The sequence below is a fragment of the Winogradskyella flava genome (genome assembly GCF_014243395.1).
In the GTDB taxonomy this organism is placed as follows: domain Bacteria; phylum Bacteroidota; class Bacteroidia; order Flavobacteriales; family Flavobacteriaceae; genus Winogradskyella; species Winogradskyella flava.
Genome location: NZ_JACLCP010000003.1, coordinates 113472 through 136232, shown reverse-complemented (window position 1 = coordinate 136232; position 22761 = coordinate 113472). Strand labels below are relative to the sequence as shown.

25 protein-coding genes are annotated in these 22761 nt (G+C 34.6%); 10 read left to right on the top strand and 15 right to left on the bottom strand.

The window, feature by feature from the left end:
* Window positions 1-85 precede the first annotated feature (85 nt).
* From H7F21_RS11065 to H7F21_RS17500, 3 genes are all read left to right on the top strand, one after another.
* Window positions 86-820 (top strand): hypothetical protein, encoded by a 735-nt coding sequence (locus H7F21_RS11065; protein WP_185789352.1) that lies wholly within the window; start codon window positions 86-88, stop codon window positions 818-820.
* 467 nt (window positions 821-1287) lie between these two features.
* Window positions 1288-2478 carry an acetyltransferase domain-containing protein gene (locus tag H7F21_RS11060; protein ID WP_185789351.1) on the top strand — a complete coding sequence of 397 codons (1191 nt, stop codon included), beginning with the start codon at window positions 1288-1290 and terminating at the stop codon, window positions 2476-2478.
* A 51-nt stretch (window positions 2479-2529) separates the two neighbouring features.
* Window positions 2530-2658 (top strand): hypothetical protein, encoded by a 129-nt coding sequence (locus H7F21_RS17500; protein ID WP_281397792.1) that lies wholly within the window; start codon window positions 2530-2532, stop codon window positions 2656-2658.
* Window positions 2659-2700: 42 nt separating this feature from the next.
* On the opposite strand, the gene H7F21_RS11055 is transcribed toward H7F21_RS17500, so the two are convergent.
* The 14 genes from H7F21_RS11055 to H7F21_RS10990 form a co-directional block, all read right to left on the bottom strand.
* On the bottom strand, window positions 2701-2865 hold the full coding sequence (locus tag H7F21_RS11055) for a hypothetical protein (protein WP_185789350.1): 165 nt from the start codon (window positions 2863-2865) through the stop codon (window positions 2701-2703).
* A 19-nt stretch (window positions 2866-2884) separates the two neighbouring features.
* A complete protein-coding gene (locus tag H7F21_RS11050) occupies window positions 2885-4510 on the bottom strand; it encodes a carboxypeptidase-like regulatory domain-containing protein (RefSeq protein WP_185789349.1) in 1626 nt (541 codons plus the stop codon).
* Between the two features lie 73 nt (window positions 4511-4583).
* A complete protein-coding gene (locus H7F21_RS11045) occupies window positions 4584-6119 on the bottom strand; it encodes a carboxypeptidase-like regulatory domain-containing protein (RefSeq protein WP_185789348.1) in 1536 nt (511 codons plus the stop codon).
* A 111-nt stretch (window positions 6120-6230) separates the two neighbouring features.
* A complete protein-coding gene (locus tag H7F21_RS11040; protein ID WP_185789347.1) occupies window positions 6231-6797 on the bottom strand; it encodes a hypothetical protein in 567 nt (188 codons plus the stop codon).
* A gap of 2 nt (window positions 6798-6799) precedes the next feature.
* Complete coding sequence (locus tag H7F21_RS11035) at window positions 6800-7084, bottom strand: hypothetical protein (protein ID WP_185789346.1); 285 nt, start codon at window positions 7082-7084, stop codon at window positions 6800-6802.
* A gap of 7 nt (window positions 7085-7091) precedes the next feature.
* A complete protein-coding gene (locus tag H7F21_RS11030; RefSeq protein WP_185789345.1) occupies window positions 7092-8513 on the bottom strand; it encodes a M20/M25/M40 family metallo-hydrolase in 1422 nt (473 codons plus the stop codon).
* Window positions 8506-9384 (bottom strand): PPK2 family polyphosphate kinase, encoded by an 879-nt coding sequence (locus tag H7F21_RS11025; RefSeq protein ID WP_185789344.1) that lies wholly within the window; start codon window positions 9382-9384, stop codon window positions 8506-8508. Before H7F21_RS11025 ends, H7F21_RS11030 begins: the two co-directional genes overlap by 8 nt.
* A gap of 12 nt (window positions 9385-9396) precedes the next feature.
* Window positions 9397-10560 carry a sigma-54-dependent transcriptional regulator gene (locus tag H7F21_RS11020; protein WP_185789343.1) on the bottom strand — a complete coding sequence of 388 codons (1164 nt, stop codon included), beginning with the start codon at window positions 10558-10560 and terminating at the stop codon, window positions 9397-9399.
* 2 nt (window positions 10561-10562) lie between these two features.
* Complete coding sequence (locus H7F21_RS11015) at window positions 10563-11453, bottom strand: DUF6268 family outer membrane beta-barrel protein (RefSeq protein WP_221892473.1); 891 nt, start codon at window positions 11451-11453, stop codon at window positions 10563-10565.
* A gap of 6 nt (window positions 11454-11459) precedes the next feature.
* Window positions 11460-12338, bottom strand: coding sequence for a mechanosensitive ion channel family protein (locus H7F21_RS11010; protein ID WP_185789342.1), 879 nt, complete (start codon window positions 12336-12338; stop codon window positions 11460-11462).
* 3 nt (window positions 12339-12341) lie between these two features.
* Window positions 12342-13655, bottom strand: a complete 1314-nt coding sequence (locus H7F21_RS11005) for an ABC transporter permease (RefSeq protein WP_185789341.1) — start codon at window positions 13653-13655, stop codon at window positions 12342-12344.
* A gap of 2 nt (window positions 13656-13657) precedes the next feature.
* A complete protein-coding gene (locus tag H7F21_RS11000; protein WP_185789340.1) occupies window positions 13658-14584 on the bottom strand; it encodes an ABC transporter ATP-binding protein in 927 nt (308 codons plus the stop codon).
* Window positions 14585-14850: 266 nt separating this feature from the next.
* Window positions 14851-15966 carry a molecular chaperone DnaJ gene (gene dnaJ, locus H7F21_RS10995; protein ID WP_185789339.1) on the bottom strand — a complete coding sequence of 372 codons (1116 nt, stop codon included), beginning with the start codon at window positions 15964-15966 and terminating at the stop codon, window positions 14851-14853.
* Window positions 15967-16008: 42 nt separating this feature from the next.
* Window positions 16009-16560, bottom strand: coding sequence for a nucleotide exchange factor GrpE (locus H7F21_RS10990; protein WP_185789338.1), 552 nt, complete (start codon window positions 16558-16560; stop codon window positions 16009-16011).
* Between the two features lie 165 nt (window positions 16561-16725).
* Between H7F21_RS10990 and H7F21_RS10985 the strand changes: the two genes are divergently transcribed.
* On the top strand, window positions 16726-17391 hold the full coding sequence (locus tag H7F21_RS10985; protein WP_185789337.1) for a YceI family protein: 666 nt from the start codon (window positions 16726-16728) through the stop codon (window positions 17389-17391).
* 956 nt (window positions 17392-18347) lie between these two features.
* On the opposite strand, the gene H7F21_RS10980 is transcribed toward H7F21_RS10985, so the two are convergent.
* Window positions 18348-18860 carry a fasciclin domain-containing protein gene (locus H7F21_RS10980; RefSeq protein WP_185789336.1) on the bottom strand — a complete coding sequence of 171 codons (513 nt, stop codon included), beginning with the start codon at window positions 18858-18860 and terminating at the stop codon, window positions 18348-18350.
* A gap of 130 nt (window positions 18861-18990) precedes the next feature.
* On the opposite strand from H7F21_RS10980, the gene H7F21_RS10975 reads away from it, so the two are divergent.
* The 6 genes from H7F21_RS10975 to H7F21_RS10950 all read left to right on the top strand — a co-directional run bounded on the left by H7F21_RS10975 (window position 18991) and on the right by H7F21_RS10950 (window position 22742).
* Complete coding sequence (locus H7F21_RS10975; protein ID WP_185789335.1) at window positions 18991-19548, top strand: RNA polymerase sigma factor; 558 nt, start codon at window positions 18991-18993, stop codon at window positions 19546-19548.
* Complete coding sequence (locus H7F21_RS10970) at window positions 19548-20336, top strand: anti-sigma factor (protein ID WP_185789334.1); 789 nt, start codon at window positions 19548-19550, stop codon at window positions 20334-20336. Before H7F21_RS10975 ends, H7F21_RS10970 begins: the two co-directional genes overlap by 1 nt.
* Window positions 20337-20501: 165 nt before the next feature.
* A complete protein-coding gene (locus tag H7F21_RS10965; protein ID WP_185789333.1) occupies window positions 20502-20774 on the top strand; it encodes a hypothetical protein in 273 nt (90 codons plus the stop codon).
* 10 nt (window positions 20775-20784) lie between these two features.
* On the top strand, window positions 20785-21204 hold the full coding sequence (locus H7F21_RS10960; RefSeq protein ID WP_185789332.1) for a hypothetical protein: 420 nt from the start codon (window positions 20785-20787) through the stop codon (window positions 21202-21204).
* 160 nt (window positions 21205-21364) lie between these two features.
* The gene (locus tag H7F21_RS10955) at window positions 21365-21676 is read left to right on the top strand and encodes a hypothetical protein (RefSeq protein ID WP_185789331.1); all 312 of its coding nucleotides are present in this window, start codon (window positions 21365-21367) and stop codon (window positions 21674-21676) included.
* Window positions 21636-22742, top strand: a complete 1107-nt coding sequence (locus H7F21_RS10950) for a DUF4135 domain-containing protein (RefSeq protein ID WP_185789330.1) — start codon at window positions 21636-21638, stop codon at window positions 22740-22742. Before H7F21_RS10955 ends, H7F21_RS10950 begins: the two co-directional genes overlap by 41 nt.
* The last annotated feature ends 19 nt before the right edge of the window (window positions 22743-22761 follow it).

Here is a 22761-nt window from a genome sequence, read left to right as displayed (position 1 = left end):
TTTTATTTCATATTGATTGTTAGTTACTTGAATGGGAATTCAAAAATTGAATTCATTTATCATTAACCAATTAAAGCTATTAATTATGAAACAATTAGCAATTTTAACTACGGCATGTTTATTATACATGCTTCCAATGACCACTCAAGCTCAAGAAAGCGAAGAGTTTGTAATGAATCTTACGGAGTATAGTATCAAATTTGGACATAATTCAAATTTTACGGATGGTGTAAAAAAATGGATAAAGTGTTACAAGGACAACAATGGCAACAACACTTGGAGAACATGGAAACGTACGCAAGGTAAAGGAGATGTATATGTTGTTGCGTCGCGTATGGACAATTGGGCAGAAATGGGCGAGGATGATGATGCAGGAATGGCATGTCGCCCAATCGCATTAGAATCCATTGTGCCTCATATTGAAAGTAGAAGCTTTAACACGTTTAAATCTATGCCAAAATTAAGTAGCAAAGCAGAATTAGGCGATAACACTCTTGTTTGGGTTTACGGTTTTGATGTCAATGACCGTAAAGCTTTCAATGAAGTGATAAATGAAGTTTCATCTGCTCTTGATAAAAAAGAAGGTGATAAACGAGGATATTGGTATCGTTCTTTGGCAGGAGATGGTGGTGATTATTTTGTATCTACACCCTACAAGGACTTTGCTGAATTAGATAAAGATGAAGATAGTGTATGGGAAGTGTATGAGAGCGTACACGGTAAGTCTAAAACAGAAAACATCCGCGCAAAATTTAATACGTCTGTAGATCATGTCACTAGTTTTATATACACCTTACAAGCAGAACTAAGTATGAACTAGGACATTTGTTAGTCTAGAATTATTAACCCTAGCGGTTTAGAAAGCACTATCATTATTATATCATAACAACCAATGAAAGATTAATAAGATAGTGCTTCTTGTTATAGCACAACGCTCAGCAACTTTATTCATAACATTATCACCAATACCAATGATCGTATTAATACTGTTTGTGAATTTTGACAAGCACAGAAAAAACAGAAAGCTTTACCATTATGTATAAAGTATTAGTACACCTAGAGTGATTAAGGGTTAAATATAGACAGGCACTATATAAAGATAGAACCAGTAATAGTAACGACATGCACTATTGATGGTTTAGTGTTTGAAGTACATCCAATTAGTTAATGATAATGCTATCGCTGGTTTGCCTGTTTATTTGATTAGTTAAATATTATAAAACCATACTTTTTTTATTACACTTTTTCTATACCTTTAAGCATCTACACTAACTAACACTAATCGAAATGTCATCAATCAAATCAGCTAGGATAGAATCTATAGATATTCTAAGAGGTCTTGTTATGGTTATTATGGCCTTGGATCATGCAAGGGATTATACAAACACTGGCTACATGTTTGTAGACCCAACCAATTTACAAACCACTACACCTTTTCTCTTTTTCACGAGATGGATTACTCATTTTTGCGCACCGGTATTTGTATTTCTTGCGGGAACTTCAGCGTTTTTATATGGAAGCAAAAAGAAATCAAAAAACAGTTTAGCTAAATTCTTATTTACAAGAGGACTTTGGTTGGTCTTTATCGAGTTAACTGTTGTGAATTTTTCATGGACATTCGATATTTCTCTTAGCGTTCATATTTTTCAGGTTATTTGGGCTATCGGAATATGTATGATGATTTTAGCGGCTTTGATTTATTTACCAAAAAAAGTGCTTTTAGCTCTTGGAATTCTTATTTTACTTGGTCATAATTTGTTAGATGGAATCACTCAACAGGGCACAGAACCTCTATCCATATTATGGTATTATATACATCAGTTTAATTTCCAAGTAATCAATGATGGACAAGGTATGTTAGCTATTGCCTATCCTTTTCTACCTTGGCTAGGTATAATGATTTTGGGTTATTGTTTTGGCCATTTTTACCAAAGTGGATTCGATAAAAAAATTAGGAAAAAATGGTTACTAAAATTAGGACTTGGTGCAATCATCCTGTTTTTTATTCTGCGTTTTGTAAATGCTTATGGCGACTTAAAACCTTGGGAAACCCAAGATAGTTTTATGTATACTATTTTATCTTTTTTTAATACCACAAAGTATCCTCCATCACTAATTTACACCTTAATGACTATTGGTCCAGCGCTATTGTTCTTATATGGCATTGAATCGATTAAAAATAGGATGACCAATGTTTTAGTGGTTTTTGGGCGAGTACCATTCTTTTACTACATCATTCATTTATATCTGATTCATCTTATTGGTATGATTGGCCTCGCAATACTTGGCGAAAATTCGCAAGAACTTATACTAACCGTAGATCGTTTTAAGTCTGGTTATTTATTTAATATAGGGTTTGATCTTTGGGTCACTTATGTCGTTTGGGCCATTGTAATTGTTATCCTTTACCCTATTTGTAAAAAGTATATGATCTATAAATTGAATAATAAAGACAAATGGTGGTTAAGTTATCTGTAACTATTTTCTTTTTATTGACACTAATAGATTGAATAACTTCAATAAAGACCAATGACTGGATTTGATATTGTTATGGTAATTGCCATAATCCTTTTTGCTAGATTAGGAATGCGTCTGGTCTCTCGATATATTAAAATGAAACAGCAAGATGATGACGAAAATGGTAACAATAACGATTAATGTTTTGAGAAAAACACGATACTTACAATGAGATATCGCAGCCTAAATATCTCTATAAAATGTTAAACCATTTCCGTATAAATCATAAAAAGCAAACTCTTTTGTGCCCAAAGCTGTTTGTTTAATGCTTGTTTTATCATGAAATATAGCTTTAGTTACATCTTTAACTGGTAAAACAGGATGGATTTGCTTTAGATAACCAAACATGACTTTCAATATTAACTATTTAATTATTCGTGGTTTTTAATGGTGAATTCATCCAATATTTGGCAATGTCAAAACTTGGTTCGTTTAGCTTAGATAACGAAAGTGGTAAAGTCTTATCCACATAAATTAAATTTGATTCTATTGTTTTGTCTTCAAAGATCTCTTGAGTAAAGAACTCTCTAAACTGATAACCTGTTAGCCGAAATGGCTTATTGATTGTACCTCCAAGAATATCTTTAATCCTACTAAGCTTGCAGGAGAATTGATCTCCCGAAACGTTTCTTATATTCACTTCTTCACCAGCTGACCAACTTACAACATCTACTCTTAATTTGTTTTCTTCAATAAGCTCCACATCCTTGATTACTAGCTTTTTCTTTTTATAATACAACTTAAAGTTACGCTTTCTTTTAATCGAGCTTTCATCCAAAGGTTTGTTGAAAGTGAGATAAAATCTTTTATCATTACTATTGAAACTCATTTCCTCTAATTTAAACGGATTAGGCTCTTTTAAAAGAAACCTGTTATTAAAGGTCATGTAATTTAAGTACATTTTAGAACCAATGGACTTATACTCGATGGTAACTTCAAACAAGGTTTCCTTGCCCTTTAGAGAGACCTCATTTTTAAGATGAGTAGTCAAATTTACCCTTTGGAAGTCTCGTCCTACATCAAATACTCTATACTCCAGTTTATGTATAGCATAGTTTAACTTGGAAATATATATTTTCCCTACTCCAAAGTATCTTATTTTAGACTCTTCATTAGTGATAAATTCTATTTCATAAAGTGGCTCATTTTCAACATAGGTAATACGAGATATTTTAAAGTCGTGATTTTTAATGAAATCATCTTTAAAAACATGGACAGAAGAAAATGTATTTTTATCAAAGTTCCTTATTGGATTATGAATATTCAAAATTTCAAGTTCGTTCAGAGTCTCAATACCTAATTTCGCACTATTATCACCTGCCAATTTCTTTGATTTTCCATAGACACTGTAAAGTAATAGGGTATCCTGATAAAATTCAGTATTCAAATCATAGGAATACAACGCTGTATGGTTATCTTTATAAACGAGTTTATTAGTATTAAAGCCCGAGTCAAAAATCTCCACGATGCCCTCATTTAAATTGTAGTAATTATCATTTACAACTTGATAATCTCTATAGTAAGCTATTGCTGAATGTGGTTGATATGGATAATTAGTCGGTATTTCTCGAATAGCATTTCTAATAATTTCTTCAACTGATAAACGTTCAGTTTTACTTTCATTTCTTTTGCTCTTTCTTCTTGTGCCAGAAATAAGCACGGCATCAAGTTCTTCTATTTTAGTTTTTAAATAGATGGTATTGATGATGTTTTCATTTAAATCACCTACTGAAACAGTGTGTGTTTGAAATCCTATAGAAGAAATTATTACAGTCCTGTTTTGCAACTTAAAAGTTAGAGGTAGTCTAAAGTCTCCTTTCTCATTTGCTATTATTCCTTGCCGTGTATCTCCAAATCTTACCGTGGCGTATGAGATGGGCTGTTTCGTTTTCTCATCTACAACCCTAATGAATAATTCGGCAGTATCTTGAGCGCTAGATTCTAAAAACAAACCGAATAATGGCGTTACAAGTAATAAAAGCTTTAGTCTCATAAATATTTTAAATCAATAACCTTGATATACAGGTGTTTTTTGCTGCCCTATAAGTTTTTTTAATTAAATGTAACTAATTGTTAGTAGTTTTTAATGGAGAGTTCATCCAATAATCACTAACATCTAAGTTATTTAATGTAGCCTCTTGTAAAGATTTAACCTTGTTTACAAAAAATAAATCACCATCTACCGTTTTATTCGGAAATACACTTTGGACAAATAGCTCCCTGAATTGGTATCCATCAATAGTAACGTCTTCTATTAAGTCGCTGCCACTTGCGTCTTCAAAATTTCTAACCTCAATACTAAACAAGCTTTCTTCATCTAAACGTTGTTGAATTAAATAGTCATAAGCTTTCTCCTTAAGATGGACTATAATAGTTTTAGGATTCGTCATTGCTATTTTATTTATAGCTAATTTTCTATCTCTATAATACACTTTTACGTTACTTCTTTTTTCTATGGCTTTTAGCTTAATCGCTCTGTTGAACTTTACAACAAATGTGTTGTCATTTTTATTATACTTAGAGCTTTCAATTCTCAAAACATCTTTTTTCGAAACATAAAAATTATTATTAAACGAAATATAGTTCAAATACATTTTACCATTTTCATGCTTTTTGTATTCAACATTTACAGTAAATACTGACTTTTCAAAACTTGTTGAATACAGCTCATAATCAAAATTATGGATTGAAAAGTCTTCTTTTGATATATAGAGGTGGCCGTATGCAGAATAAGCATAGTCTGTTAGAACGTTTTTCGCCGAAAACCTTATTTTGTAAAACTCTTCGTCATCGAGAAACAAGGTGCCTTCACTGAAAAAATTATGATTTCTAACGAAGTTCTTTTTAAAAGTATAAACATAGGAAAAGCTTCCAAAGCTATAATTCCTTATGGGATTATGAAGATTTAAAATGGTCAATTCATTATTGATAGTACTTCCCAATGTACCATCTCTAATATCTTTAGCTTGATTATAAATAGAATTACTCAAGAGAGTGTCTTGAGAAAACTGCGTATTAAGCCCGTACTTATATAAAGCTGTGGTATTTAAAGAGTCTTTAATTTTATGACTCTGAAAACCTTGATCGAAAACCTCTATAATACCTTCGTTTAAGTTGGTATATTTTTGATCTACCATCTGGTAATCCCTATAATAGGCCACATAGGAAAACGGATCAACAGGATAATTGATTTCAATAGCTTTAATGGCTTTCTTCACAATTTGCTTTGCAGATAATTCCCTCTGCTTTTTTATATTACCCTTTATGACTACTTGGCCTAAATCCTCAATTTTTGGACTCAGATATATAATATTTAAGCCTTTTCTTTTTAAAGACTCTAAAGCCACTCTTTTTGTGCTATACCCAATACAACTTACGAGAATCACATCTTTATTTTCAACATATGATATAGGTATCTTAAAATCGCCATCTATATTGGCGATAAGACCAGTATTTCTCCCTTCAAATCTTATTGTAGCGTAAGGAATGGCCTGTTTTGTCTCAGCATCAAATACTTTAAATACAAAATGTGCATTACCTTGGGCCGACGCGAAACTTATTGAAAAGAAAGAAAAAAATAAGGTTAGTAATACAAAGCGCATCAAATTTGTTTATTGCATTAAACGTTAACTACAAAGTTAAAACGAAGACGTCATTTATTACTTGACAAAATGTTAAACTTAACGTTAATATTTTAAACCAAAAACTAAGAATCAATCGCGTACTTTTCCAGAAAAATGATTCACTTTAGGGTTGATGGGATTTCCTGTTGAGCGCCTATAAATTACTATCTGTCCACAGTGCCAAATCGCATCCGCTATTGGTCCATTGACCTGATTCCAAAATGGAATTTCCTGTTCACCAAAAATGATTTTATATTGCGATATATCATCACTATCTCTAAGAATATCTGCTGCCGTTTTAAGATTATTTAGTGTTTTTGATCGCATTTCGCTATAAGATAAGTCCTCATCAGCTCTAGAGTTTGGTTCTTTTAAAGTCGAATTGACTATTATTTTAGACAAATCATAAATATGCTTGATGGTTTCTTCTGTAGATCTCCCATCTTCATTAGCTTTATAAGCTAAATCTTTTTCAGTCAAACTATCAGTTGACCAATAGAATCGGAACCCCAAAGCATCGACCATACGCGCTGCCATAGTTCCTGCCGTGAATTCCTCTGAATATTCTGGCACTTCGTAATAAGGAAGTTCCTTGTTTTCTTGAGCAGTCAATGAGCTAGCCATCATTAAAACCATTATAAATATAAATCTTTTCATATTTAGTCATTTTCTAAATCAAGAGTATCCTTGATAACTTTTTCTTTATTTCTAAATCTATAAACAGAGCAGATTAAAAGTATAAAACCCGCTAAACAAATAACACCTCCGGTATCAACAGTAGGTTGCAAGTATCTAGCGTTTACAGCTACTTCAGCTTTAAAAAATAAGAGTTTGATTGAACCTACAATAAACAATACTAGACCTACACAAAGAATAAACCAATTCAAAAATCTATTTTCTTTACGGATTTCTTTTAATCTATGTTTATTACCTCTCTTTTTCAATAGTTAATTAATCTTTCAACTTCTTCTCATTGGTGATGGTCTGAGTACCATACTTATCCATCAAAAATACCAAAGACGTCATAGTGGCAGCGCCCAATTCCAACTCACGTTTATTCACATGCTCAAAAGTATCATTGGCTGCATGATGATGGTCAAAATAGCGTTGAGAATCTGGTCGTAATCCAGCCAAAACTATGTCATCATTTTTAAGTGGTCTAATATCAGCACCACTATAACCTTCCTCAAAAAAATGAATTAAATAGGGTTTGAATAATGGCTTCCATGCTTGAATCTTAGACAGCATCAAGTCACTGCAGTCAAAACTAAAACCCCTAGGTGTAAATCCACCTGAATCACTTTCTAAGGCAAAGACATGCTTTTCATTCTTTTCGTTAGCAACTTCTGCATACTTGCGTCCGCCTCTAAGTCCATTTTCTTCATTCATAAATAGCACAACACGAATACTGCGTTTTGGTTTTACACCACTTTCTTTTAATAAACGTAAGACGTCCATTGATTGTACAACTCCTGCTCCATCATCATGAGCACCATCGCCTAAATCCCACGAATCTAAGTGTCCTCCTACGACGATATACTCATCTGGGAATTCACTTCCTGTGATTTGCCCGATGACATTATAAGACTCAACATCATCAAACTGTTGGCAACTCATCTCAAAGAAAAACTCTAAGTTTTTATCCTTTTTTAATGCCTCACTCAATTTCACGGCATCATTGGTGCTAATGGCAGCAGATGGAATACGTTGCTCTACCGGCAAGTCGCCATAACCCATGCTCCCTGTATGCGGATAGTCATCTTGTCGAGAACTCAATGAGCGCACTATAGTACCAAGGGCTCCATATTTAGCAGCTTCTGCAGCACCTCTATAGCGCTCTACTGAACAACCTCCATAGGCTTCGAACGTATGTATGAGATCTGCTTGCAAGGCCCTATTAATAAATACTATTTTACCCTTTATCTTTTCTTCACCTAATTTTTCTAAATCCTTGTAACTACCAACTTCCAAAACTGATGCTTTCACACCTCCATTTGGTGTGGCGATAGAACCTCCCAAAGCACAAATATTAACTTTGTTCAATGCTCCCGATGTCTCAAAATAAGCCATTTCCTTTTGACCTCTCACCCATTTCGGTACCATAACAGGCTGTAACCAGACTTTATCCAATCCCAATTTTTCAAGCTCAGCTTTTGTATACTGAACGGCGAGTTCTGCATTAGTCGAACCAGATAGACGGCCTCCAATAGTATTAGATAGATAATCTAGCCATTCATAGCTTTTACCGTTGGTCAATGAGGTTTTATAAATGGTCTTTAGAGTTTCTTCATCAGTTTGTGCACTTACTGTTAATGATAACATCAAGCATAAGAAGATAGCGGTTCTAAGAATTAAATTTAGTGGATTATTCATTTTGCAATTCTTGTTTATATGAATCTATATTGCCTTTTTCCTTAGCAGGCAATTCAGGTTCTTTAATATCTGAATAGTTTTTTAATGTATCTAATAGAATTTTTGCCACAATATATCTTGCTGTCGATTTATCATCAGCAGGAATATTAAACCATGGTGCATGAGGCTTAGAACTTCGGTTCAAAACATCTTCATAACAGTCTTGGTACTTATCCCATAATTTGCGTTCTTTTAAATCATCAGAAGAAAACTTCCACTGTTTATCAGGTCGATTAAGACGTCTCAACAGTCTGCTTTTCTGTTCATCCTTTGAAATATTTAAAAAGAACTTAAAGATAATCGTTCCATTATCCGCAATATGCTTTTCAAAATTATTGATTTCCTCAAAACGTCGTGTCCAAAAAGCATCATCAACGTCATTAACAGAATCAATACCAGGCATATTCTCGTACATTAAATAGTTGGGATGCACTCGTGTTACCAGTACATTTTCATAATGCGTCCTATTAAAAATACCAAATTTTCCTCGAGCAGGAAGTGCTATATAATGTCGCCAGAGATAATCATGCTTTAACTCTAGTTCTGTTGGCTTTTTAAAACTATGAGCTACAATACCTCTAACATTGAATTCCTTAAACACCTCACGTATCAAGCTATCCTTACCAGCAGTATCCATGCCTTGAATACAAAATAAAACGGAATATTTGCCGTGCGCATACATTGCATTTTGAATCTCTGCCAGATCCTTGCTCACATCTCGCATAGCCTCCTTAATTTGCTTTTTTTCTGCCCCTACATCGAAAGTTGTCGGAAGATCCTGAATCTTAACTTGGGATGTAACCCTAAAGTCTTCTATGTTAATGTCTTTCATTTTAATAGTAATTTATTTTGACGCAAAAGCTTTTACATCAGCTTCACTAACTTCTTTATCTCCTAAGATAATCAAACGTTCTACAACATTTCTTAATTCGCGAATGTTGCCTGTCCAATCATAATTTTGAAGCAACTTTATTGCTTTATCTGAAAATGATTTCTTGGCTGTACCTTGCTCTTTAGATATTTTTTCAGCGAAATAATCTATTAATAGCGGAATATCCTCACGTCTATCATTTAATGCAGGCACTTCAATCAAAATCACGGCCAATCTGTGATATAAATCTTCACGGAATTTACCGTCTTCTATCTCCTTTTTAAGATTCTTATTTGTCGCTGCAACAACACGTACATTTACTTTTATGTCCTTGTCGCTTCCAACACGCTGAATTCTACTTTCTTGCAATGCTCTTAACACCTTAGCTTGGGCAGAAAGACTCATATCTCCGATTTCATCTAAGAAAATGGTACCGCCATTAGCAGCTTCAAATTTACCTGCTCTATCTTTATTGGCAGATGTAAAAGCACCTTTAACGTGTCCAAATAATTCACTCTCAATCAATTCACTTGGTATCGCAGCACAATTTACTTCTATCATGGGGCCTTTAGAGCGCTCACTTTTTTGATGTAGCCAATGCGCTACCAGCTCTTTTCCTGTTCCATTTGGTCCAGTAACCAACACACGAGCATCTGTTGGTGCCACCTTATCGATCATATCCTTGATTCGAGCGATGGCCTTACTATTTCCAATCATCTCGTAGTTCTTGCTTACTTTTTTCTTAAGCATTTTATTTTCTACAACAAGCTCTTTACGATCTAGAGCAATACGTACTGTATTTAAAAGCCTATTCAAATCTGGCGGTTTAGAAATGTAGTCAAAGGCTCCGAGTCGCATGGTATTAACCGCTGTGTCTAAATCACCGTGACCCGAAATCATTACCATTGGTATTTCCGGCTTTATCTTTTTTACAGCTTCCAGTACCTCAACACCATCCATTTTTGGCATTTTAATATCACAAAGCACCAAGTCATAGTCATCTTTCTTAATCTTTTCTATTCCAGCTAAGCCATCTTCTGCTTCTTCGACTTGGTAAGCATCACTTTCTTCAGAAAGTATTTTAACCAATACTCTTCTGATGGCAGCTTCATCTTCAATTATTAATATTTTCGACATATCTATATTTTAAATTTTAGTCCCGTTCTTAAATAAAAAGCATTTAAGTCATTCAGCTCAAAAACTTCATTTCTATTATCGTCACGTAGCACGTTGTTCAACCTAAAGGTGTACCCAAGATAAGAATAAGCTACCAAATTCTTTGTAAAACAATATTCGTACCCAAGTCCACCAACAGCAACTGAAAGTGAAATACTATTTATAAGTTCATTATTCACCATCATTGGCTGTTGAATATTTGCAAAGTAACCATCTAATCCTGCAAAAACCTGGAGCATACTTGTTTCGCTAAAAAAATATTTCAAGTTGGACTTTGGTACACCTGCGCTAAAAGACCATTTATCATTAACTCGTCTATAATAACTTACAAAAGGTAATGGATAAGGAATACCAGCTGTTGTATTATAGGTTAAACCTAAAATCAAACGATAAGGCCTTTTAATATCCGTAGCATCTGTCCTATCCTTAATTGCGAACACCCCTCCATTTAAAAACATATCATCTGAAGTCAATGAACTTGTCAAAGTCGATGCAATTCTTGGATTTATTTTTAATCCTAGTCTCCAATCATTTCTGCATCTGAAAGTATAACCCAAACTCATATCTATAATGTGCAGACCTTGTAAATCATTAGTATTAAAAGGATAATCATCTTCTAAATTCAGTATAATCCTATTGTACTCTCCACCAACGATTAAGTAATCCTTATCTTTTATTTTTATCGGATAGTTTAAAATGGCTCTCAGCCTTGTATATTGATCTTCAGATCGAGTACTTGGTATAAAGGAATACTCTAAACGAGCCAAATCGGTAAGTTGTGCTTCTACAGAATGAACACAACACAGTACCATAATCGCAAGTATTGTATAACATTTTGAAAAGCCTACATCCATCCTATCCTATTTATTTTTAATAATATGAATGTCGCGCTGAGGAAATGGAATAGTGATGTTGTTTTCCCTAAATAGTTTATCGATTTCAAAGCGAATATCACTCTTTGGAAACGTAGCTTTAAAACTATCATTTAAGGTAAATACCAATCTAAAATTTAACGAGCTATCTCCAAAATCAGTAAACAAAACTGCTGGCTCTGGTACAGATATTACATCAGGATGTGTACTTGCAGCTTGCAATAACAACTTTTTAACCAACTGTACGTCACTACCATAAGCCACACCAACCGAAACACTTTCCCTTGTCAGCGTCCCATTCTGTGTCCAGTTATATAGTGAATTGGTTAAATACAAGTGATTAGGAATTACCAGTACCTTATTATCTATAGTTACAGCTCTTGTGGTTCTTAATTTAATCTCCTCAACTCTACCAACTTTGCCTTCTATTTCAATAATATCGCCGACATGTACTGATTGATCTATAAGAATAAAAACACCAGATATGATATCCTGAAATAAAGTTTGTAGTGCCAATCCAACACCTATAAGTAAAGCCGCTGAAGCCGCAAAAACTGCAGTCACATTTACACCTACAGAATGTAACGTAACCAATAAAATTATAAGATAGATTAACCACCTAAAATAACCGTAGACCACATTAAATTTGCCCTTGTCAGCTTCTGGTATGTTTCTAGTTAAAACCTTAAGTAAAACTTTTAATACTAGGGTAGTTATAGCTATGGCCGTAATTACAATAAGAATGTCTAAAATTGAAATACTTATTTTATCACCAAAGTCTATATGCCTGTTTAGGAAATCCATTGTTTTCTCCCAAGCGTTGCTTTCAGTAACCTTGTCTTCAATCTTTTTTAAATCCTGAATCATCTATTAGTATTTCAACCACTTAAAGAGTTCTTTGTATGTAGGTTTCTTACCATACATTAAAATTCCAACACGATAAATCTTAGCTGCAAACCAAACTGCAAAAATGAATGTACCTATCAATAACAATAATGATAAGCCTTGTTGCCATAAAGGCACACCAAATGGAATACGCATGAGCATGACTACTGGTGACGTAAAAGGAATAAACGAAAACACTGTTGATACGGTGCCGTGTGGATCTTCTATAACTGTAAACACGCCAACATAAACTGCCAAAATCAATGGCATTAAAATAGGCAGCATAAACTGTTGTGTATCGGTTTCATTGTCTACAGCAGCACCAATTGCCGCATAGAGCGAGCTATATAACAAGTAACCACCTATAAAAAAGAACATAAATGCGACGATAAGATTAGCAATTGGCAAATTACTAATCGCTGTAATCATATTTTCTGCCATAGCTTGTGCGCCTTGAGCTTGCATCGCTTGATTGACCATCTCCTGCTGAGGCGTTTGCATTTGCATCATATCAATCCCAAAGATTGCAGAAACTACAACCATTAATACACCGCCAAGTATGACCCAAATGACAAATTGTGTGACGCCTGCCAAAGATGTTCCTATGATTTTACCCATCATAAGTTGAATTGGCTTTACGGAAGAAATAATGACTTCTATAATTCGGCTTGTCTTTTCTTCTATAACACTTCGCATGATCATATTACCATAAATGATGATAAACATAAATAACAAGTATCCTGCGATGCCACCAAATGCCAGCTTTACAACGTTATCAATTTTAGAACTCTTCTCGCCCTCAAAACTTTCCTGAGCAATATCGATACTAGTCTTTGAAGCTTCAATCTGTTCTAGTGTGACACCATCTTTTTGAAGTTTCATTTCGCGTAATCGTTTTTCAATTCTACGTTCTAAACCTGAAATAACAGTTAATGATGGCGACTCTTCTGAATAAAACTTAATGTTATCTGAAATGTCATCCAAGGAATCGACCTTTGCAATGTGCAAGAGACCGTAGTCTTCCTTTTCTTTTACTAATGCAATTGCTGTTTCAAGGTCTAAACCATTTAAACTCGAATAGGTGGTATTGTCGGTATTCTGAAATACATCTTTTAGATATCCTGTTTCATCCAATACCGAAATAGTGCGTTGCTTGTCATTATTTAATTGGGATAAATAGGCTACAACTGCAATCAAGGCAATCATGATCAATGGACTTAAAAAGGTCATGATGATGAATGACTTATTCTTTACCTTAGTAAGGTATTCACGTTTTATGATGAGCGGTAAATGATTCATGCTTAGTTATTTTTTACAGTTTGAATAAAAATATCGTTAGCCGTAGGTATCACTTCAACAAAATGATGCACCTCTGCTTTTGTCGCTAGAAACGATAACAAATCATTGGACGATATCGATTCCTCTATTTTTATATTCAACTTAATATCATCATTCAAATTTCTAAAGGTGGCAGGCAAAACTTCAAACTTATCTTTGATTTCTGCCAACACGACGTCACTATTATTAGACTGTAAACCAACCTCAAACGTATTGGTCTTATACTGCCGTTTTATATCATTGAGTTTGCCATCTAAAACTTTGTTCGATTTATGAAGCAACGCTATATGATCGCACAATTCTTCTACGGATTCCATCCGATGTGTCGAAAAAATAACTGTTGCACCCTCGTCGCGTAATTTCAAGATTTCATCCTTAATTAAATTGGCATTAATAGGATCAAACCCAGAAAACGGTTCATCAAAAATCAGAAGTTTTGGTCTATGTAATACCGTAACTATAAACTGGATCTTTTGGGCTTGACCTTTACTTAATTCTTGAATCTTCTTGTTCCACCAATCGCCTATTTCCAACTTCTCAAACCAATGTTTTAATCTACTTTTAGCTTCGGATTTAGACATGCCCTTTAGTTGTGCCAAATACAGCGCCTGCTCACCTACTTTCATGGATTTGTAAAGACCACGCTCTTCTGGCAAGTAGCCGATATCTCTAATATGTTCTGGCTTTAAGGGTTGTCCATCTAACATTACAGCACCATCATCTGGCATGGTGATTTGATTAATGATTCGGATTAGTGTGGTTTTACCTGCGCCATTTGGACCTAGTAATCCAAAGATGCTACCCTTTGGTACGGCAATAGATACTTGATTTAGTGCTTTAAATTTTCCGAAATTTTTAGATACGGAATCAGCAACTAATAAGTCATTCATAATAGAATTTGATTTTTAAAATAGGTTAGTTCGTAAATATATTAAATGTTGAAGATTTAATAGCATTAAGCCATTACTAATTGCCCTTTTTTAATTGAAAAAGCACCATATTTTTTGAACCTACAACTAAGTTTAGGTCTAAAAAACAAAACCCACCCTTATGGTTAGATAAGGATGGGAAAAAATTGCTATGAAAAAGAAAAATTACCGCTAATTAGCATTAACGGTAATTCAAATATACTATTTTTTATTTAACCTAAAGGTATTTATGAAAACATATCTTTTACCTTTTCAAAAAAAGATTTATCCGAGCTTTCTGGCTTAGGCTCAAAATGTTCATCTTCTCGCATACTTTCAAAAAATTCTTTCTGATTTTTGCTTAAAGTCTTTGGTGTCCAAACATTTACGTGCACCAATAAATCACCTTTACCATATCCATTGATACTTGGAATACCTTTACCTCTTAATCTTAAGATTTTTCCGGATTGTACACCAGCATCAATCTTAATTCTCACTTTACCAGTAACCGTATCGATTTCCTTGGAGGTTCCTAAAACGGCATCAGGTAGACTCACATACATATCATAATGCAGATTATCACCTTCACGCTTTAAGGTTGGGTGCTCCTCTTCTTGGATCACCACTAACAAGTCGCCCGCAATGCCATTTCCTGGCGCGTCGTTACCTTTTCCGGTTACCTTTAGTTGCATGCCATCTACCACACCTGCTGGAATCTTGACTGAAACGGTTTCTTCGGCAACTTTTAATCCTTGAGCATCTGCATCTGATGGTTTTTTATCAATGGTCTGACCAGCACCTCCACAGGTTTGGCAAGGAGACGCCGTTTGCATTCTACCTAGAATGGTATTGGTAACCCGTGTCACTTGACCAGAACCATTACAGGTGCCACAAGTTTTATAGGTTGTACCCTCAGCTTGCTTCTTACGCTTTACCTTTATTTTCTTTTCGACACCATTGGCCACTTCTTCCAACGTTAGCTTCACGCGAATTCTTAGGTTACTACCCTTAACCACGCGTTGTCTGCCACCGCCTCCGAAGCCGCTAAAACCGCCTCCACCAAAAGCACCACCAAAAATATCACCGAACTGGCTAAATATGTCATCCATATTCATACCACCTCCGCCAAAGCCACCACCACCTTCAAAGGCTTGGTGACCAAATTGGTCGTAACGTGCTTTCTTGTCGGCATCACTTAGAACCTCGTAAGCTTCAGCTGCTTGCTTAAATTTTTCTTCAGCTTCTTTGTCATCAGGGTTTTTATCAGGATGATATTTTAAGGCCATCTTGCGATAGGCTTTTTTAATCTCCGAGTCCGAAGCGCCTTTGTTTACTCCTAGTATGTCGTAATAATCTTCTTTCATCAAATAACTTGTTATTTATTTCCACGAAAGTGGAAATCTTTTCTATGCCTGCCCTATAACTACTTTAGGGAAACGAATCACTTTATCTCCCAACTTGTAGCCTCGCTCCACAACATCAATAATTTTTCCTTTTAAATCCTCACTTGGCGCAGGAATCTGTGTCACAGCTTCGTGATCATCAGCATTAAAAGTATCCCCTTTGTTCACTTCAATTTTTGATAAGCCTTTTTGCTCTAAGGTGGTCAAAAGCTTGTTATAAATCAACAAAACACCTTTACGCAGTTCTTCGGCCTCCTTGTCTTCTTCAATATGCATCAATGCACGTTCAAAATCATCCAATACAGGAAGCATGGACACCATTACACCCTCACTTGCAGTCTTGAATAACTCAATACGCTCCTTATTGGTTCGCTTCTTATAGTTTTCAAACTCAGCAAACAAACGCATAAATTTGTCTTTCTCTGCTGCTAGTTGATCTCGTAGTTGCTCCTCAGCCGATCTCTCGTCTTTTTGATCTTCTGCTTCTGCAGTAGCTGTTGCTGTATCTTCAACCTGTGGTTCTTCTACGTCTTTGTTTTTATCTTTTTTGCTCATTTTGAGTCTCGTTTTTTAGTCTGAATTAAATCTACGATTTAGGGTTGCAAAAGTACTGCCATTATTATAAAAATGTCAAAATGTCATTAACATTTTTTTATAATACTAAAGGAAAGGTTATCCTTAACTTTGCGACTCACAAACAAATTCAAAACATACACTGACATGAAAACATCATTTTTTAAAATTTTAACTGTAGTTGCTTTAGTGGCATTTTCGAGCTGTAAAGACAAAGCTAAAGAAGCAGAAACTACAGCGGCTGAAGAAGCTGCCGTTGCAGAAGTAACAGCGGTAACCTATAATACGGTAGCAGACAAATCCATGGTAGAATGGAAAGGATTTAAACCAACAGGCTCTCATACGGGTACAATTTCAGTAGCAAACGGTGCTGTAAAGGTAAACGATGGTACTATTGAAAGTGGCGACTTTACTATTGATATGAATAGCATTGTGGTTACTGATATTCCTGCCGAAGAAAAAGGTAATGCGAAACTAACAGGACACTTAACTAGTGCTGACTTTTTTGATGTCGAAACATATCCTACTGCAAAGTTTGAAGTTACAGGTATTGAAACTGTTGATGGAAAAACCATGCTTTCTGGTAACCTAACCATGAAAGATGCTACAAACAATATTAGTTTCCCAGTAACAACAGCTATGGATGGTGATACCATGACATTGACAAGCGAAACCTTTACTATCGATCGTTCTAAGTGGAACGTGAAGTATGGTTCTAAATCATTCTTTGATGGTTTAGGTGATAAGTTTATCAATGATGATATTGAACTTAAGGTGACTTTGGTTGCGGAGAAAGCGGCGATGGATAGCTAGGAATAGTATCATGTTTTTAAATATCAAAAGCACTTGCAAAAATGCAAGTGCTTTTTTATTTGAAGTAATCACAGTTGATGTAGTTATTGAAAACCTAGTAATGAAACCTAATTGTCAGTTCGAGTGAATTTTGGACGCGACAGAGGACGAAATTTGTATCGAGAACCAATACAACTAGAAAGACTTATCGATAGCTCTGCTGAGCTTGTCGAAGTACAATTTCAACAAGTTGAAATCACTCGAAGTGACAGGCATCTAAGCATGTAAGCCAATAACTCAATGAACTACAAATGTCAGTTCGAGTGAATTTTAGATTCGGCAGAAGATAAAATTTGTATCGAGAACCTTTATAACTAACAAGACTTCTCGATACAAAATTCCAAAAAAGGAATTTCACTCGAAGTGACATAAATCTTAAACTTCAAACGGGTAAACTAATAACTAAACGAACTACCAATGTCAGTTCGAGTGGATTTTAGATTCGATGGAAGCTAAAATTTGTATCGAGAACCAATAGAACTAAACAAGCTTCTCGATAGTTCTGCTGAGCTCGTCGAAGTACAATTTCAACAAGTTGAAATCACTCGAAGTGACAGGCATCTAAACATGTAAGCCAATAACTCAATGAACTACAAATGTCAGTTCGAGTGAATTTTAGATTCGGCAGAAGATAAAATTTGTATCGAGAACCAATAGAACTAAACAAGCTTATCGATAATTCTGCTGAGCTCGTCGAAGCACAATTTCAACAAGTTGAAATCACTCGAAGTGACATCTTGAAACTAGAAGTGACAGAAAACACCATACAAACCAAAAAGCACTTACATTGCTGTAAGTGCTTTTCTCTCTCATAGCAATTTCATCTCTAAAATTGCCTCGCTATTAATCACCATCAACCAAAATCTTAACTAATAGCGTTGTCGTAATGCGCTAATCTAACTATTAACACTTAACCACTATTTAGGCATTACTACAGTATCAATTACGTGAATCACGCCATTGCTTCCTGCTACATCTGTCGCTGTGATCTCACTGTAATTGCCCGCTTGGTCTTTCAACCAAATCTTTCCATCTTTTTGCATCACAGTTAACTTTTGTCCTGCTAAGGTTTCTACCTCAACTTTGCCTTTACCTTTCTTTAGAGCTGCTACGACATCACTTGCCATTAACTTTCCTGACACCACGTGGTAGGTTAATATTTTTGCTAAGGTTTCCTTATTCTCTGGCTTTAATAAGCTTCCTAAAGTGGCTTCGTCAATTTTTGCAAAGGCATCGTTAGTTGGTGCAAATACGGTAAAAGGCCCGTCACCTTGTAAGGCCTCTACTAAGTCGGCTGCCTTTAAAGCTGCTACTAAAGTTGTGAAATTCTCATTGCTTACTGCTGCGTCTACAATGGTTCCTTGCGCCGTAGCTTTCTGTGAGAATGTTAATGCGACTAAAGTTGTGAATACAAATACTAACTTTTTCATGATTTTTTTAAATTTTTGGTTAAACTAATTTGAACACTTATTTCGTTTTTGAAGTGCTTTCATTTATATTTACACAGGCTTATCCTTCACGGATGAGCAACCCTTTATTTTTGGGAAATCTTTAACACTAATGCAAGACGACAGTAGACTTATTCAACAATTAAAAGATAAGGACGAGCGAGCGCTATCACTACTGTACGACAATTATTCTGGTGCTATCTATAGTGTTATTTTAAAAATGATTAAGGATGAAGGTAAAGCCCAAAACCTCTTACAGGATACCTTTATGACCGTTTGGGACAAGGCTGATAACTATGATGCCAGCAAGGGCCGTTTTTATACTTGGGTGTATCGTATTGCCAAGAACAAAACGTTAAATGTGCTGAGAAAAACGGATCCGCTCATCCAAACCGATGATTTTAGTGTACATACTAATAAAGAAGATGATGCTATTAGTATAGAATCTGAGTATTTAGAGCTTAATGGTGCTATTACCACCTTAGAGGCGCACCACAAAGAGGCTATTGAATTGGTGTATTTTAAAGGGTTAACCCATAAAGAAGCGCACCAAGAAATGGATGTGCCCTTAGGAACGTTTAAATCTTATGTACGCCAAGCCCTAAAACAACTCAGAACTACCTACAGCAAGACGATAAGTGTACTACTACTAATACTAAATGCACTGTGATGATGGATAAGAAGATGCTACTGGAAAACGGATTATTAGCGCAATATGTGCTTGGAGAACTCAACGCGAAAGACCGCGAACAGATTGAGCAACTCCTCGCATCTGATGCTGAACTCAAAGCTCACTTTGACCAGTTAGAAGCCGACTTTGAACAACTTGGCCAAGACAATGCCATTGCGCCTCCTGCTGCTGTAAAGTCGCAACTGTTGGATGCCATAAAATCTTCCGCTTCAAATGATACCAAAGTGGTTCACTTACAACCCAAAAACAATACGAAGTGGTATTTAGGTATTGCTGCCAGTATTGCCGCCTTTTTATTGGCAGGCAGTTTTTGGATGTACAACCAATTAAACGATGTGAAACAACAACTACAAACGGTGGAATCCAACAACACCGAATTAAATACCACTATTGAGGTCCTCAATAAGGAACTCCAAGACACCAACACTTTTTATACCGCTATTGTAAATCCTGATACCGAGCAATACATCTTAAAAGGCAACGACTTACTACCTGAAGCCAAAGTCGTGAGTTATGTGAACCATAAGACCAAGTCCGTGGTGATTAATACGGAACGCTTACCAAAGCTCGATGCTGACCACGACTACCAAATGTGGGCCGATGTCGAAGGCGAAATGATTAATATGGGTGTCATCTCCAAAGACAAAAATCTCATGACCATGGCGTATATAGACCATGCTGAATCCCTTAATATTACCATAGAACCTGCAGGTGGAAATGACCATCCTACCGTTGAGAAGCTAGTAACCAACGTCTACATAAACTAGCTCAAAAAATACGTAAGGTTACGTATAGTATGGTATACTTCAATGTTTTAGTTTTATCTACTGATAAACTAGACTAAAGTTCTGTTATCCCAAAAATATCATGAGACATCACGTTATTTTGTTTTGATATAACGTTTTATCCCAAATTAGAAAGAGAATAAACGAATGAAAAAAACATTTATAATAAGTTATGACTTAAAAAATGCTACTGATGAGGATTATGAAACCTTGTATGAGTTTTTTAAAAGTTATGGGACTTGGGCGCATATTACGGAATCGACATGGGCAGTCGTAACAAAAGAAAGAGCCAAAGAAGTTCGAGACGCAATAGCTGAAATTGTTCCAAAAGGAAGTCGAATTTTTGTTGTTAAATCCGGTTCTATTGCGGCTTGGAGAAATGTAATATGCAGAAACGAATGGCTTAAAAAGAACCTTTAATTTTTGAATTATGGCAGAAAACAAGAAAATAAAAGCTATCGATTCAGAAATTCAAGAAGGGGAAATTGTTGAACATTTTGAAAAGAAAGCGGAATCGGAAAGCGGAATAAAAGGACCAAAAATTAGACGAGGACGATATGACTCTTTGGTTCTTTATGAAGTTAGTGAAGCAGAATTACAAATTATAGAAAGAGGCTCGCCGAATTCACTTTATTTGAACTTTGCAATATTTTTATTGTCTGTTGGAATATCATTTTTAGCAACTCTATTGACTTTTGAATTTGGAGAATCAAATAAGAAATTTACAGTCTTTGTAGTTGTGACTGTTATCGGACTTTTAGTTGGAATCTTTCTTCTGATTTTATGGTACAGAAGTAAGAATCAATTCGATGATGTAATTAAGAAAATTAAAAGTCGAGTTGTGGAATAAATAACATGGGCTAACAAACTTGATATAGTTCATTGCAGTTGAATGCCTAATCGAAATTCATTGCTTTCTTTCGATTACGGCGGAAAATCATGGCTGATTTTCCGCAACGAACCATACACAAACATGTTATGTGTAATTAATAACTTTAAATTTAAATAAGATGAGTAAAAAATTAGACTGGCTTCCTTATGGAATGCTACCGATACCTTTAATCATAGAATTATGGGAAGATGAAGAAAAAATGAGTTCGTTTAAGAATAACCCTAAATTAACTCTAAATAAAATGGGATATAACATTGACGATTCTATTGAAGTAAAAATTTTAGAAAATAATGAGCGAACTGTAAATCTAGTAATTCCAAATTTTCCAGATAATATCAAAAAAATGAAAAAAAGTGATTTTGATGAATTTGTCACAATGACAACAAAATGTGGAGCAACTGGAACCTGTGACTCAAAAATACCAGATTAATGATTTAAGAAAAGATACTGTAGTCAAATATATACCTCAATATCTTTTAAATCATTTAGATAGAGATCAGTTCATGTCAGAATTATCTTTAATACGATTCCAGTATTTTAATCAATTGAAAAAAGAATTTAATCTAAATTCAATTAATTCGATACTAGTTAAAGGTGATTGGCATCCTAGAGGAGCTACAGTATATTTAAAAGAAAAATCATTTTTTGTAAAACCAAAACCACCAGAAACCGAAATTTTCATATCCAAAATCTTAGATTCTATTAATAATATTCAAGAAACTCGTATTTCCTACCCCAAAACTAATAAAAAAGGTAAGTTTCAAATTCAAGAAGAAATCCAAAAAAAAGGAAACATTAATTCTAGAACATTTGGACAGCTAATTGCTTTAAGTATTTGGCTAGGTATATTTGATTTGCATTTGGAAAATGTTATTCCAAAAAATGGTAAAGCTAGTTTAATAGACTTTGATTGTGCTTTTTGGACAGATAATCAAAACTTTGACATAGAACAAAGATTGCAAAATTCAGGACTTCTTTATACATCAGAAAAACAGCTACATAATTCATTATTCTTTCATTTGAACCCCATTAATATTAATGAAATTAATAACTCGTTCGTAGAGCTTTACAATATTTTTAAAGATCATTACGAAGAAATATTTAATGACTTAAAATCAATAAATAATGTTTTTTTTCGCAGAGTATATCTGGATACTTATTTATATTCAGATTTCTTAAAAAATAAGTTTTTATTTGGATGGAATTCTGATAAAACAAAAGACAGATGGTTGTCTCTTAGATCTGAGAATAAAAAAGTCAATCCCAACTTGATAAATTATGAACTGAAATGCCTACAAAATTGGACAATTCCTCACTTTGTTATTAAAAAAAATGAAATATTTGGCCTTGAAAAAGAGTTGATTCCAATATATTCAAAGACGCAGAATTTATCTGACAATATCAGAATACTCCATACCAAATTAAAATCTGAAGAAAAACAAATAAAGAATACGACAAGAAAATTCATCTATAACTACTTACAACAACGTGTATAATTCATTGTTCGGTTCGTGT